Origin of the sequence: Marinomonas foliarum (assembly GCF_016906065.1) — a bacterium.
Taxonomy (GTDB): Bacteria; Pseudomonadota; Gammaproteobacteria; order Pseudomonadales; family Marinomonadaceae; genus Marinomonas; species Marinomonas foliarum.
In genome coordinates this window covers 2,348,230-2,362,676 of sequence record NZ_CP070273.1, presented here as the reverse complement: position 1 = coordinate 2,362,676, position 14,447 = coordinate 2,348,230, and the positions used below count along the sequence as shown (strand labels likewise).

At 47.1% G+C, this 14,447-nt stretch carries 14 protein-coding genes and 1 pseudogene; 5 read left to right on the top strand and 10 right to left on the bottom strand.

Translation table 11 applies throughout. From position 1 onward, the window contains the following. Positions 1–30 precede the first annotated feature (30 nt). The 4 genes from JSY38_RS10890 to JSY38_RS10875 form a co-directional block, all read right to left on the bottom strand. A complete protein-coding gene (locus JSY38_RS10890) occupies positions 31–1,062 on the bottom strand; it encodes a FecCD family ABC transporter permease (protein WP_205113247.1) in 1,032 nt (343 codons plus the stop codon). Then, positions 1,055–2,065, bottom strand: a complete 1,011-nt coding sequence (locus JSY38_RS10885; protein WP_205113246.1) for a FecCD family ABC transporter permease — start codon at positions 2,063–2,065, stop codon at positions 1,055–1,057. The genes JSY38_RS10890 and JSY38_RS10885 overlap by 8 nt, the downstream gene beginning before the upstream one ends. 7 nt (positions 2,066–2,072) lie before the next feature. Next, positions 2,073–3,017 (bottom strand): ABC transporter substrate-binding protein, encoded by a 945-nt coding sequence (locus JSY38_RS10880; RefSeq protein WP_205113245.1) that lies wholly within the window; start codon positions 3,015–3,017, stop codon positions 2,073–2,075. Between the two features lie 172 nt (positions 3,018–3,189). Beyond that, the gene (locus JSY38_RS10875) at positions 3,190–3,558 is read right to left on the bottom strand and encodes a cupin domain-containing protein (protein WP_205116775.1); all 369 of its coding nucleotides are present in this window, start codon (positions 3,556–3,558) and stop codon (positions 3,190–3,192) included. 278 nt (positions 3,559–3,836) lie between these two features. Here JSY38_RS10875 and JSY38_RS18650 point away from each other — a divergent pair. Next, positions 3,837–3,941, top strand: a pseudogene (locus JSY38_RS18650) (hypothetical protein); the annotation flags it as partial. Here JSY38_RS18650 and JSY38_RS10870 read toward each other — a convergent pair. The 6 genes from JSY38_RS10870 to JSY38_RS10845 all read right to left on the bottom strand — a co-directional run bounded on the left by JSY38_RS10870 (position 3,938) and on the right by JSY38_RS10845 (position 11,191). Next, complete coding sequence (locus tag JSY38_RS10870; RefSeq protein WP_205113244.1) at positions 3,938–5,164, bottom strand: allantoate amidohydrolase; 1,227 nt, start codon at positions 5,162–5,164, stop codon at positions 3,938–3,940. The pseudogene JSY38_RS18650 and the gene JSY38_RS10870 sit on opposite strands and share 4 nt — an antisense overlap. Beyond that, positions 5,164–6,384 (bottom strand): pyridoxal-phosphate-dependent aminotransferase family protein, encoded by a 1,221-nt coding sequence (locus JSY38_RS10865; protein WP_205113243.1) that lies wholly within the window; start codon positions 6,382–6,384, stop codon positions 5,164–5,166. Before JSY38_RS10865 ends, JSY38_RS10870 begins: the two co-directional genes overlap by 1 nt. A gap of 9 nt (positions 6,385–6,393) precedes the next feature. Beyond that, positions 6,394–7,212 (bottom strand): sulfite exporter TauE/SafE family protein, encoded by an 819-nt coding sequence (locus tag JSY38_RS10860; protein WP_205113242.1) that lies wholly within the window; start codon positions 7,210–7,212, stop codon positions 6,394–6,396. 271 nt (positions 7,213–7,483) lie between these two features. After that, on the bottom strand, positions 7,484–9,079 hold the full coding sequence (locus tag JSY38_RS10855) for a gamma-glutamyltransferase family protein (RefSeq protein ID WP_205113241.1): 1,596 nt from the start codon (positions 9,077–9,079) through the stop codon (positions 7,484–7,486). Between the two features lie 4 nt (positions 9,080–9,083). Continuing rightward, positions 9,084–10,271 (bottom strand): amidase, encoded by a 1,188-nt coding sequence (locus tag JSY38_RS10850; protein ID WP_205113240.1) that lies wholly within the window; start codon positions 10,269–10,271, stop codon positions 9,084–9,086. Positions 10,272–10,372: 101 nt separating this feature from the next. Continuing rightward, positions 10,373–11,191, bottom strand: a complete 819-nt coding sequence (locus tag JSY38_RS10845; protein ID WP_205113239.1) for a MurR/RpiR family transcriptional regulator — start codon at positions 11,189–11,191, stop codon at positions 10,373–10,375. Between the two features lie 346 nt (positions 11,192–11,537). Between JSY38_RS10845 and JSY38_RS10840 the strand changes: the two genes are divergently transcribed. Genes JSY38_RS10840 through JSY38_RS10825 form a run of 4 tightly spaced genes read left to right on the top strand, consistent with a single transcriptional unit; the run spans position 11,538 to position 14,404 of the window. After that, complete coding sequence (locus JSY38_RS10840; protein WP_205113238.1) at positions 11,538–12,329, top strand: transporter substrate-binding domain-containing protein; 792 nt, start codon at positions 11,538–11,540, stop codon at positions 12,327–12,329. Between the two features lie 10 nt (positions 12,330–12,339). Next, entirely contained in the window at positions 12,340–13,002 is a 663-nt protein-coding gene (locus tag JSY38_RS10835; protein ID WP_114413110.1) for an amino acid ABC transporter permease, read from the top strand. A gap of 36 nt (positions 13,003–13,038) precedes the next feature. Then, positions 13,039–13,689, top strand: a complete 651-nt coding sequence (locus JSY38_RS10830) for an amino acid ABC transporter permease (protein ID WP_205113237.1) — start codon at positions 13,039–13,041, stop codon at positions 13,687–13,689. Then, positions 13,676–14,404 (top strand): amino acid ABC transporter ATP-binding protein, encoded by a 729-nt coding sequence (locus JSY38_RS10825; RefSeq protein ID WP_205113236.1) that lies wholly within the window; start codon positions 13,676–13,678, stop codon positions 14,402–14,404. The genes JSY38_RS10830 and JSY38_RS10825 overlap by 14 nt, the downstream gene beginning before the upstream one ends. The last annotated feature ends 43 nt before the right edge of the window (positions 14,405–14,447 follow it).

The following is a 14,447-nucleotide window of genomic DNA, read 5'->3' as shown; positions in this document are numbered from 1 at the left end:
GGTTAAAAAATCCCAACATGTCCAACCGACTTAGAACCGCTGTCGATAGAGTAAATAAATGAAAAATGGCGCGCCAATAGCAGACACAAAAACACCAGCAGGAATATCCAAAGGCTGAAACAATAAACGACCACATAAGTCTGCCATCATCACTAGGCAAGCGCCCACCAATGCAGAAGTTGGCAGCAAAAGCGCAAAGCTGCGTGCCACAAGACGACGAGCAATATGCGGCGCAATCAAGCCCACAAAACCCACCGCCCCCGCATAAGCAATGGCTGGCGCCGCCATAATCACACTCAAAAACAACAAGGCCAAACGCAAACGCTGAACGGAGATACCCAAGCCCGTAGCCAATTGATCGCCCAACTCTTGAGTATTCACGCGACGCGCTAAATAAAACGCCAACGGCCATGAAATCAACAACCAAGGTAATAAGGCCTTCACCTCAATCCAGCTCGCGCCATACACACTGCCTGTCAGCCAGATATACGCTGTAATGCTGGTCGAAAGTGGACTTGCCGCAATAACAAAGGTCGTCACTGCGCCCATCGCCGAGGAAATACCAATGCCGACCAATACCAACCGCATCGGAGTCACGCCACTATTCCAAGCCAGCGCGTAAATCAATAAAGCAGCTAACAAAGCGCCTGCAATAGCGAATATAGGCAGCCAAACCATGCCCATTGCCGCCGCAAAAAACGAAATAAAGCACACCGCCGCCGCAGAAGCGCCGCCGGTAATGCCAATGATGTCAGGGGACGCCAACGGGTTGCGTATCATGGATTGCAGCACCAACCCAGACGATGCCAAGGCCGCGCCTACCATCGACGCCATCAGCACCCTTGGTAGGCGCAAGGTTTCCACGACAAACTGCACCGCTTGATTAGCCTCTCCAAGCAGCGCCTTAAACACCTGAGGCAAAGTAATAAACTCTTCACCCAAACACAGGGAAAGCAAAATAATCGCTAGAAAAACAACACAGAGAATAAACATCGACCACAAGGAACGCGCAGGGGTCGAGAAAGAAAAGAATCGATGGCGAACGCTGAAAAACTTACTCACGTTTACCGCCTTTTCTCGCCAAATAAATAAAGAAGGGCGCACCCAAAATAGCCGTTGTCACACCAATGGGTACCTCTTCTGGCATGATCACAAAACGACTAATTACATCAGCACACAGTAGCAAAATTGCCCCCCATAAAGCACTTAATGGGATCAACCATTTATGATCATAACCCACCACGGAACGCACCATATGTGGCACCATCAAACCGATAAAACCAATACTGCCACCGAGGGCGACAGAACCGCCTGCCAAGCCAATAATCAGCAAACTCAGCACCACCTTAATCAACACCGTGTTCTGCCCTAATCCCTTAGCAATATCATCGCCAGACAACAGAATATTGATCTGTGGCGCAGCCAGAATTGCCAACACAATACCGACAACAAAAGCTGGCGCTAATGGAATTACCATAGACAAATCACGACTCGATACGGAACCCGCCACCCAAAACAACACACTGTCTAAGCCTTCTTGACCTATCACCAATATGCCTTGGGTGAACGCCATGAAGAGCGCGGAAATCGCTGCCCCAGACAAGACAATACGAACCGGAGACAATCCATCTTTTCCTAAACTACCCAACCCATAAACTAACGCACCAGCCACGCTCGCGCCCAAAAAAGCCAGCCATAAAAACGTATTCAGGGAAGTGACCGAAAAGAAGGTGGAAAACAAAACAATCGCAAACACGGCGCCTGCGTTAACACCAAAAATAGACGGTGATGCCAACGGATTACGCGTTAAGGCTTGCATCAAGACACCGGAAACTGCCAACGCCGAGCCGACTAAACAAGCAACAAGAGCACGGGATAAACGCGTGGTACGGATAATAACGTGATCTATCGATTGAGGATCATATGCCCAAAATGCCGTCCAAACGGATTTCATTGAAACAACATACTGGCCATAGGCAACGCTCCCCATTAAAGAGACCATCAGGCATAAAAGAGACAGAGCAAGAAGACCCCATTTAAAAGTACGACTACTGAATAAGACCATAAACGCTCTAGTGGCCTGCCTGAGGTAAGTTATAGATTTGGTATAGCTGATCCAAGATTTTCTCAGCCCCTAAAATCCCGCCTGACAATAACCAAGCCACATTATCCACTTCATACACTTGCTGGTTTTTAGGGGCGGTGAGCATCTTCCATAATGGGTGGGCACGCCACGCATCGTAATTTTGCTTAACGGCTGCATCATTAGACTGCAGGATAATAAAGAACACGTCCGCGTTCACACTTGGCAAGGCTTCCTTCGTTTTCAGCTTAACACCCCAACCTTTTTCATTTGGCAAAGGGAATTGAAAGCCTATCTCGTTCAACACCACACCCGAAAAACTTTGCTTCAAATACAAGCGCAAATGATCCGCGCGAATATTTAAAACCGCGGCGGTCAAAGGCCAGTTTGCCTCGCGCTGCTTGATGGCCTTACGGAAAATCCTAATACGCTGCTGAAAAACATTCCAAACCTGCTTACCTTTCTCTTGCTTGCTCAATGCTTCAGCCGTTAAATCCAGGGTGGTTTTAAAGTCATAAACATTTTCTGCCATTACCGTGGGCGCGATCTGTGACAATTGACGATAGATCTTTTCATGGCGAGACTTGGTGGCAATAATCAAATCTGGCTTTAACGCCACAATAGCCTCAAGGTTCGGTTGAGTTTCCAATCCCACATGAGCTACGCCTTTTAAAGCATCTCGCAAATATTCATAGGTTGGCTGCTGTGCCCAAGAATCCACCACACCAACTGGCGTCACACCCAACGCCACTACAGAATCCGTCGCCCCTTGAAACAAGGTCACCACACGTAAGGCTTTTTTGGGCACATCAGTGCTGCCCATCGCATGAATAATCGTCTTTGTTTCTGACGCCATCACCTGATTGACTGGAACTAAAATCAGCAAAAATGCTATTAGCAGAAATGCCAATTTTCTTACTCGGTTTACCTGCATCTTAAGGAGCTTCCTTGAATTGTTCTTTTTAACAGATCGTTATAATAACAATTATCATCCTCATAAACATTAAGCACGATGTAAAAGACCAAATGAAATACAATAAAAAAGCCTGAATCATTCGATTCAGGCTTTTAAGAATTACTAAAAAATTCAGCGTTTAACGTGTGTACTAACCAAACACCGCATCATCCGGCACAGTCACAAAAATCGAGTGTCTGACTTCGTTGAATAAGGCTTTGCTACAGTGGCCTTCGCCTTCTGTGTCTTCTAACAAAACCACATCACCTGCACCAAATTGGCGGATTTCACCAGACGACACTTTAAACTCACAACGGCCTTTTATAATGAACAAAAGCTGACGCTGCGGCGCTGGATGCCATTTAAAATCGTAGTCGCTTGGAGTCTCACGAAAAATCATCTCACCCGCTGGAAAACGCTCCGACAAGAAACCAATGGGGCCACCATCACGGACATCAATATTCAAATCACCGAAATGGCTTCTTCCCTGATCATCGTTAAAAATACGCGTAAAAATCATCAAAATTCTCTCTACTTACCAAATTTATAAGTTCTAGTCTGCTCGTTTACCGTCATCATAAGCTTCCATGCAATTCAATTGGCTTGCGTATTGTCTCGTTCCTCGACACGTCAGCGCCAATTAAACGCATGGAAGCCTTTTTCGTGTATTCGTATTACAACGCTAGAACGATTATCCAACCGCCCATCACAAACTGCACCCAGAATTACGCTAGAGCGATTCTTCGAGCTTGCTCGGGGAGCGAAACGTGATACTAGGTTCAGTACAGCAGGAGCGAGGCGTTACGCCACACACAATCAGCTACTCCGCATAACGCCAGAGCGATTCTTCGAGCCTGCTCGGGGAGCGAGGCGTTATTCGGAGTAGCCCAAAAAAAGCTTTAGGCCAAATTCTGTAATGTGTGGTTCAGCACGGCCAAGGTCACGGCTACATCGGGCGTGTCAATCGCTTCCGCTGGATGATGGCTAATGCCTTTCTCGCAGCGCATGAACAACATGGCCACAGGACAAATGTCAGCAATCGCCATAGCGTCGTGTCCCGCACCAGAGAACAAAGTATGAACAGGAATATTCTGTACTTCAATCGCATTACGTAGCACGCTTTGCAGCTTGGCGTCACAATGCACAGCGTTAGCAGCATGGGTCGCTTTGCGCTCAATGCCCACGTTACGACGAGCGGCAATGGCGTCTAATTTCAGCAAGATCTCATCGAGCGCGACGTCTCGTTTATCATCAAATTCGCTGCGAATATCGAGGGAAAAGCCGGTGTTGCCAGAAATCACATTCACGCCATTGGGACGATTTTGAATGCGGCCGACTGTAGCAACAATACCATGATTTTGAGCAACTCTTTCTACAGCAAGAATCATTTCACTGCTGGCACAAAGGGCATCTTGGCGCAGATTCATTGGCACTGTGCCCGCGTGTCCTGCCATGCCGGTAATATTAAATTCAAAGCGCTTTGCCCCGGCGATGGCACTGACCACGCCGACGGGCAAGTCTAAATCTTCTAGCACTGGTCCTTGCTCAATATGCAGTTCAAGGTAACCAAGTAAGTTGTCGGTTGCGATGGCCGCATTGGGAATGCTCGCGAAGTCCGAACCAAAGTCTTTCAGTGCTTGCGATAAACTAATGCCATCGCTGTCTTTCACATCGGCCCAGCTTGCAGGCCATTGACCTGTCAGCGCACGACTGCCAAGCAAGGTAGAACTAAAACGCGTGCCTTCTTCGTCGCCGAAACCTACTACATCTAGGTGAAACGGCAAACGAACACCCGCGGCTTGCATCGCTGCGATCAAGGTAACAGGTGTAATCACACCCAACATGCCATCGTATTGACCACCGTTTGGCACCGTATCCAAATGGCTGCCCATGATAAATCGCGGTGCATCAGGGTCGTCTGCTTGCCAACGTCCCCATAGATTACCTGCTTCATCTTGCCAGGTTTGCATGCCCGCTTCTTGCATCCAGCCGCCCACCAATCCATTGGCTTGTTTGTGTTCTTTGGTGAGATAACGACGATCTAGGCAATCGTCGCTTTGACTGATTTTGCCAAGTTCGTCACAGCGGTCCATGACCAACTGAGCGAGTTTGCCGTAATCTGTCATTATTTTTCTCCTGCGTAAACCGACATGGCCGCGTCTACCGCAGCGCCTGCTGGTAACGCAAAACCAGCACGACGAAGTACGGTTTCTAGCGACTGCAAGGTATGCAAAACAGCGTCTTGGCGAGCGTTGTAACCCATGGTGCCAATACGCCAAACCTTGCCTTTTAATGGGCCAAAGCTGGTACCGATTTCGATATTAAAAATGTTTAGCAAATCATGGCGAATTTGTTCACCATCGACGTTATCAGGAATATGTACGCCTACTACGTTGCTCATCTTGTGTTTCAAATCACCAAATGGCTGTAAGCCCAAAGCGATAACACCTTGCAGCATGGCGTTGCCAGCCAACTGATGACGTTGAATCACCGCATCCTGACCTTCGCTCAGTAATTGGATTGCACACTCACGGGAGCCAAATAACATAGTTGCCGCTTCCGTATGATGGTTCAAACGCTCATCGCCCCAATAATCCATGATCATCGGCAAGTCAAAATAGTTCGAACGGATGCGCATGCCAGATGAGCCTTGATGATGAGCATCACGGATCCCGGCTTCCACATGGGCGCGCTTGCGTACACAAGACACAAATCGATCGCTCAAGGTAATTGGCGCACTGCCTGATGGGCCACCAAGACATTTTTGCAAACCCACTGACACAGCGTCGATTTTCCACGCGTCAACTTCCAACGGATTACCGCCGATTGAGGCCGTGGCATCGGTGTAAAACAACACATCATGAGCGCGACAAATATCGCCTAGCTCTTCTAATGGCTGAAACATGGTTGTCGAAGTATCGCCCTGTACAATCGCCAATAATTTTGGCTGTACTTTCTTGATCGCATCTTCGATTTGCTGTGGATCAAATACTTCCCCCCAAGGCACTTCAATTGTGTGAACTTCCGCATCGGCGCGCTCAGCAATCTCAGCCAACAAGTGACCAAAACGACCAAAGATAGGAATTAGCACTTTATCGCCAGGCTCCAGGCAAGACACAAGTGCCGCTTCAATGCCGGCACGAGAAGTACCATCGATCAAAAAAGTTTGTTGGTTCTGGGTATTAAAAACACGACGGTATAATTCCATGACTTCATTCATGTAGCTGGTCATGGTCGGATCGTATTGCCCCACTAACTGAGTCGACATAGCCGACAACACGCGTGGGTAACAGTTAATTGGCCCCGGACCCATTAATAATCTTGGTGGCAATGAAAGCGGCTGCATAATAATCTCCTAACCTAAAACCTGATAAAGCATTTTGATGCCAGTGAAAATCAACACAACAGCGAAGACTTTCTTCAATTTAGCCGCATCTAAACGGTGAGCTAATGCCGCACCGACGGGCGCAAATAACACCGTCAATGGAATGATGCAGGCTGCGCCAATCAAGTTAACTAGACCGACAGTACCGTAAGGGGAGTCAATTGGACTTTGCCCAAAAATCAACATAGTCAAGGCTGCAGGTAAAGAAATGATCAAACCTACTGCTGCTGCTGTACCTACAGCACGGTGCGCAGGGTAGTTACAGAAAGTCAGCATAGGAACAGTCAGCGTACCGCCACCGATGCCAACCATTGAGCTAAAAAAGCCAACACAAGTCGCCATCACGCCTTGGCCTGCACTGCCTGGTAAGGATTTAAACATGCTGTCTTTTTTACCCAGCAGCATATTTAGCGCAGACAAGGTTGCGATAATACCGAACAGCAAAGTCAGCCATTGGCCATCCACACGTGTTACGACAAAACTGCCGAGCATCACACCCAAGAAGATAAAAAAGCCCCAACGCTTCAACAAATCAAAGTCCACATTGCCTTTGGCTTTATGGGCACGAATCGAACTAATCGACGTAGGAATAATCGTCGCTAGTGACGTTGCTGTCGCCACCAGCATGGCCGTATCCGCACTGACTCCCAATCCTTGATACAAGAAAAACAACACAGGTACGATAACGATGCCGCCGCCAACGCCCAGTAAACCCGCTAAAATCCCGCCAACCACACCCGTGGCCATCATGGCAAGAATCATGGAATAATTTTCCATTATGAATGACATTTTTCTGTTTTCTCCTAAGTAAAACAACCAAAAAAAGTATTACTAGATCAAGGTGTTACTGAATGCATAACCCCGTCCCAAGTGTCGCTAAACGACTTCCGTCGGTCTTGTAGGTCGCGCCTTTAGGCCGACAAAAAACGCATTACGACAAATCACGTATTGTCGGGCTAAAGCCACGACCTACAAAAAAACAATATAAATGGCTAAATAACATCTCACGCCTGATCACGGTCGTATCTCTCTCATCATGCCTACAAAACTAAAAGTGTTGCTAGTCAAAAGTACTAACGATGGCTGAACCATCACTACGTGGATCCGTTGCTGCGTCAGTGTGTCCATCTTGATGAAGCACCACTGCGCCCGCATGACCCATTAATTCATTGCACGAATCAACGATGACTAGATCATGTCCGCGTTGCACCAATTCATCCGCAGCGATATCAGCAAAGTCACGCTCTATTTTCAAATTATGACTTACATCGCCCCACGTTCGACCGAGCAACCAACGACCTTCGCTAATGGCTCGATCCAACGGCATCTGGTGATAAACATAACGGCTAAACAAAGCGGCTTGCGTCTGTGGCTGCCCTTCTCCCCCCATGGTGCCGTAGCTCATACGACGACCATCGTTTAGTTCAGCAAACGCTGGATTCAGCGTATGAAAAGGTTTTAAATTCGGCCCAAGTTCTTGCAAAGAGCCTTTTTCAAGAGAAAACGACGAGCCGCGGTTGTTCCACACAATACCAGTGGAAGGACTCACCACACCGCTACCAAATTCCCAATACAAACTCTGAATGTAGCTGACCATGCGGCCTTCACTGTCACAGGCGCCCATCCAAATAGTGTCACCATGCTTGGCTTGATGAGGCCAAGGCTGCGCACGCTCTAAAGCAATCTCGTGACACATTTTTTCCAGTTGCTCATCATCCAGTAAAGATGACAGGTCCATTGCTAAACGGGACTCGTCAGTGACAAATTGATTACGGGCAATAAAGGCTTGTTTGGTGCATTCAATTAACAAATGTGCCATGTCTGTCGCGGTTTTACCTTGCGTATAAAGCTTGTCATACAAGACCAAAATCAATAAAGACGCGATGCCTTGCGTCGGTGCTGGCAGATTATAAAGAGAGCCGACGCTGGTTTTGACCTGCAAAGGTTCTACGCATTTTGCCTGATAAGAATGAAAATCCGCCAAGCGAATCGGTGAACCTGCACTCGCTAAATCTTTCGCCAAACGTTTGGCAATATCGCCGTGATAAAAATCGTCTAAGCCTTTTTCAGCTAACTGTTCCAGCGTTTTTGCCAGTACTGGAAAAGTCAACGTATCGCCCTCTTTATAGAGGCCACCAGCGTTCAAAAATGCCTCAGAAAAACCCTGAACACCAACTAAGTCAGCAAAGGTTTTTTTGCTGGCATCGACGTAGGTTTTTGTCACCTCACTGCCGTTTTTCGCTAATTGAATGGCATCATCAAGCAAGGTCGATAAAGGTAAGTTTTGTGCGTTAGAGGCGGCTTGCCATTTTTGACTCACACCTAAGGCTTCTTGCCAGCCTGCAACAGCACCGGCCATAGTCACAGCGGCTTTGCCGTCTCGGGCTGGAATGCTGTCGTAGCCGTGATAAAAATCCAGCGTGGCTAATTCAGCGGCTCTCCCTGAAGCATCGATACCGACTGGTGTTTTTCCCGGCTCGCTGATCAACCAAAAACCATCGCCACCCAAGCCATTCATGTGTGGATACACCACGGCAATCGTCGCCGCGGCAGCCACCATGGCTTCTATCGCTGTGCCACCTTGTTTAAGGATTTTTTGCCCTGTTTCTGTGGCTTTAAAGTGCGGCGCAGTAAAAGCGATCTCGTTCTTTTTCATGACGCTACTCCATTAAGGTTTTTGCGAATTCAATCAGCGCCAAATCTGTACCTTTTGAACTCACTAAAGACAAGCCACATGGCGCACCATGTAAGGTACAAACAGGCAGATGCAATTGCGGCAAACCAGCTAGTCCAGCAATGGCTGTAATGTCCATCAACTGATTACGATAGGCCGCGAGTTCATCATCGGCCGCATCAAATAATGGCGCTAAACCTGGCGTGGTTGGGATGATCAACACAGCACCCTCGATTTCATGTTCTAACCAATCCGTAAAACGCTGTCTTTGTTGTTTCGCAGCAGCAACATCGGCCTCGGAAATGGTTTTACACCACTCAAAACGTGACTGAATATCTGGCGCAAATACACCATCAAGACCTTCTAAACTCTTGATCCATTTACCATGTTCGTGCCAAATTTCTGCGCCTTGTAAGGTTCGAAATGTCTCGCTGGTTTTCCACACTTTAGTGTCGATTACGACGGAAGATTCTTTGGGAAAGCGACCTTGTTCACGCCATGTTTGAAGCTGAATATTTAGCTCTTTCACGTGCTCAACTTGATCGATTAAATTCTTAGCAATCAATATGTTATTAAATTCTTTCGGCGGTTTGTTTTTAAGCAAAACGCTAGCTGTTTTCGCTAATGCATCTAAGTCTCTGGTGAGCCAACCTACCGTATCAAAAGACGGCGCAAGAGCAACCATATTGTCTGATGGAATCACGCCATGGGTCGGACGTAATCCAAATAAACCGTTATAGCTTGCTGGCACGCGAATCGAGCCGCCAGTGTCTGTGCCTAACCCTATATCAGCAAGATCCGCCGCAACGGCCACCGCCGAACCCGATGACGACCCGCCTGGGAGACGATTAGGTGTCATCGGGTTTGAGGGTGTTCCGTAATGAATATTTTGGCCATTAAGGCTGTAAGCCAACTCATCAGTAATGGTTTTTCCACAAAAAATCGCGCCATTATTCAGCAAAGCAGCAACGCTGGAAGACGTTTTTGTCGGGATAGGATGAGTCGCTAACCAAGTTGGGTTGCCTGCGGAAGTCGGCAGTTCTGCCATATGAAACAAGTCTTTCACCGCCAAACGTAAATCGCTTAATGGCAACAAAGAATCGTCAGAGGAACTATCATTCCAAGTCGTTTCACTTAAATTGATAAAAGGATTTTGTACAATAAAATGTTTCATATGTCCTCCGCTTGTGTAGAATACATGAAACAATCGTTTCAGCATCCTGTCAACTGAAACGAAAAATAAATCTATTTTTTCTGCAAAAGTATCAAAGACCGTTAAGGCTCCAATTCATCCAAATCTTCATACAATACCGAAATCGCCTGCGTCTGGCGGCTAGCCGCATCGCCCAGAACACCAAACACGCGATTACACAGCATGGAAATCAAGCTCATTGGCGCTGCGTAGCTGTCGAATGGGCTTTCGTTACCAAGGTGACACACCATTACATGGGACACTTGTTGGTTATAAACCTGGCCTGTTGGATCGGTAATCAAGATGGTATTTCGGCCTTGCAAAGCTTCTACGATTTGTTTGAACTGGCGGGTACGACGTCTAAAACCCAGCAAGACAACCACTTCATCATCCAGAATATCGTGTAGGTCTTCCCCCAAAGTTTGCCCCGGCTGTGGCAATAAGCGCACAGAATGACGTACCTGTTGCAACTGCTGACGAAAATGCAACGCCAACGGATAAGCATTACGAAAACCGATCAAGGTGACTCGGCTTGCTTTAGCTAATCGTTCGCTGATCTCATTCAGAGTCTCTGGTCGTAATCCTTCAAAGGTTAACGACAAGTTTTTTAGCTCTTGTGCGGTTTGATCCAAAGACGAACCTTGGGTGAATATCGGCACGCCACTTTCGCGCAGAGCTAATTGCGCTTGCTTCGCGCCTTGCTGAGAATCATAACCAAGCTGGCGAAAGAAACGACTCACTGTCGCTTTTGACGTATTGGTGTTATCCGCAATCTCGGCAGACGTTTGACTCACAATCGCCAAGGGATTCTGTTGTAAGTAATTCGCTATGGATCGCGCTGATGGAGACAGCGTTGGGTAAGTCTGCTCGATCAGGGATAGCACATCCTGCTTTGTCGCCACGGGTTAACCTCTATTCGGGGATATTTTGCTCTACGGTAATCGATTATCGTTAAGCTGCCAACTTAGATTAATGCTTTGATAGCGTCTTATGTAATTTGATAACTAGAAAATACAGTAACGCACCAAAAAAGCATGGTCGCCCAACTATAGTGCGCCAAATAAATACTAGAACCTTCTTTCCATTGTAGAGCCTAGCACCCCCACTCTTTCTTGATAACGCGCTTCGCACTTATTATGCTGCGATTTGTTACATAAATCAGCATTAAAGAAACTTTTGTTTCACATTGGCATGACTGTTGCAAATTGTGTTTCAGGCATTCACAAAATGAAACAGGACTCCCCAACCATGAAAAGATTAACAAAATTGCTTAGCAAAACTTTAATCATTGCGGCTAGCTTCAGTGTACTAAGCGCAAGCGCTGATGTGCTGCAAGACATCAAAGATCGCAACCTTATTCGTATCGCTGTTCCTCAAGACTTCCCTCCATTTGGCTCCATTGGTACCGACTTGAAACCACAAGGCATCGACGTGGACATGGCGAATTACATCGCGGAAGAAATGGGCGTAAAAATCGAAATCGTCCCAGTCACCAGCGCCAACCGCATTCCTTACCTACAAACTAAAAAAGTAGATTTGGTTATTTCGAGCCTTGGTAAAAACCCAGAGCGTGAAAAAGCCATCGACTTTTCGACGCCTTACGCTCCTTTCTTCTTAGGTGTTTTTGGTTCTAAAGAGGTTGCCGTGTCAGAAATCGGTGAGCTAGCAGACAAAACCGTCGGCGTTACTCGCGGTTCAGTAGAGGATTTAGAGCTTGAGAAAAATGCACCTAAGTCTGTCAACGTACGACGCTTTGAAGACAACAACACCACACTAACCGCTTACCTATCTGGCCAAGTTAACTTGATTGCCACTGGTAACTTAGTTGCGGCTGAAATTGCTAAACGTCAGCCACAACGCGCGCCAGAAAGTAAATTCATGCTGAAAGACTCACCTTGTTACATTGGTATGGCAAAAGGCGAAACGGCTCTACAAGCTAAAGTGAACGAGCTGATCAAAGGCGCCTTGGCATCGGGTGAATTAAACGACATTTCCATGAAATGGTTAAAAGCACCACTACCTAAAGGCTTCGGCGCATAAGGCTTTCGTTATGTTGTATTTCTCTGATCTTTTGCAATACAGCGACGTGTTCCTCAGTGGTTTAAAAACCACTGTTGAACTCACTGTACTGACAACGATCTTGGGCGTGGCATTGGGAACAGCCTGCGCGACGATTCGCCAATACGGCAACCGAGCCAGTCAACGAGTCGTCAGTGTGTATGTGGAACTTATTCGTAACACGCCGTTTATTGTTCAGCTCTTTTTTATCTTCTTTGGTCTTCCTGCTATTGGCATGATGTTGTCGCCATGGGAAGCCAGCATGATTGCTCTGACCATTAACCTTGGCGCGTACAGCACAGAAATCATTCGTGCAGGTCTTGCCAGTATTTCCAAAGGCCAAATAGAAGCGGCAAAAGTGTTGGGGCTTAACTTTCGCCAAACACTGACGCGCGTGATCTTCGTTCCGGCATTTGAAAAGATTTACCCAGCTCTCACCAGCCAATGCATCATCGTCATGCTGGGTTCTGCGGTTATTTCTCAGATCTCGGTGCAAGACTTAACCTACGCCGCCAACCTTGTGCAATCACGTAATTTTCGTGCTTTTGAAAGCTACTTGGTGACCGCCTTGATGTACCTAGGTTTGTCTATTCTGCTGCGATTTGCTTTCAACGCTTTAGGAAAACGCCTATTTGCTTATCGTACAGCCGATTAAGAGGCTCTCGATGAAAAGCAAAATGAGGAATACTCAATGATCGAATTTTCTAACTACGACATTCTGCGCAATCTAATGTTTGCGACACAATGGACGATTTTATTGTCACTCGCAGCTTTTATCGGCGGCACTACGGTCGCACTGACATTAACCGCCATGCGTTTAACCCGTAATCCTACAATGCAACGCATCGTAAAAATCTACGTGGAACTGTTTCAAGGCACACCATTGCTGATGCAGATGTTCTTATGCTTCTTTGGCTTATCCATGCTGGGTTATGAAATATCCGCGTGGGGTGCAGCGATTTTGTCACTGACGTTTTTTACCAGCGCCTTCTTGGTTGAAATTTGGCGTGGCTGTATAGACACACTACCTAAAGGACAATGGGAAGCCAGCCGATGCTTGGGCTTGAGCTTCTTACAAACCTTACGCTTTATTATCTTGCCACAAGCGATTCGCGTGGCGACGGCACCAACGGTCGGCTTTTCAGTACAGGTGATTAAAGGTACCGCGTTGGCATCAGTAATTGGTTTTGTCGAACTGACTAAAGTTGGCACCATGTTAAATAACGCCACTTTTGAACCGTTTAAAGTCTTTACTCTCGTTGCACTTATCTACTTCATACTTTGTTATCCACTGTCTCTGTACAGCAAGCATCTGGAGAAAAAATTCAATGTCTCTCGTTAACTTACATCAAGTCCATAAATTCTATGGCGATCATCATGTGCTAAAAGGCATTGATCTCGACATCAAAGCGGGCGAAGTGGTTTCCATCATTGGTAAAAGTGGCTCTGGTAAAAGTACGCTACTGCGCTGCATTAATGGTTTGGAGCATTACCAAGAAGGCGGCATCACGGTGGACGGTAAAGAAGTCACCACCGAAGACATTCAGGTTCGTCGCCTTGCCCTTAGCGTCGGTATGATATTCCAGAACTTTAACCTTTTCCCACATATGACAGTGGGCGAAAACGTCATGCTTGCGCCGACGATTGTGTTGAAGAAAAGCAAAGCCGAGGCAGAAACGACGGCTCGCGCCATGCTGGAAAAAGTGGGACTTGCAGAAAAATTCGACAGCTTCCCAGAAAAACTGTCTGGCGGCCAGCAACAACGTGTTGCCATTGCCCGTGCCTTGGCAATGTCGCCAAAAGTCTTGCTGTGCGATGAAATTACTTCTGCTCTCGACCCTGAACTGGTCGGCGAAGTATTAAAAGTACTCGAACAACTGGCAAAAGAAGGCATCACCTTGGTTCTAGTTACTCATGAAATGAACTTCGCCCGCGATGTCGGCAGCCGAGTCGTCTTCATGCACCAAGGCAAAGTCTGGGAACAAGGCGATCCAAAAACCATCCTATCCAACCCACAAACCGATGAATTGAAACAATTCATCGGGGCAGTGCTTTAACTGTCGCAGAAGCCAAGTAAAACCACACGCCAGAGTTAGCGTG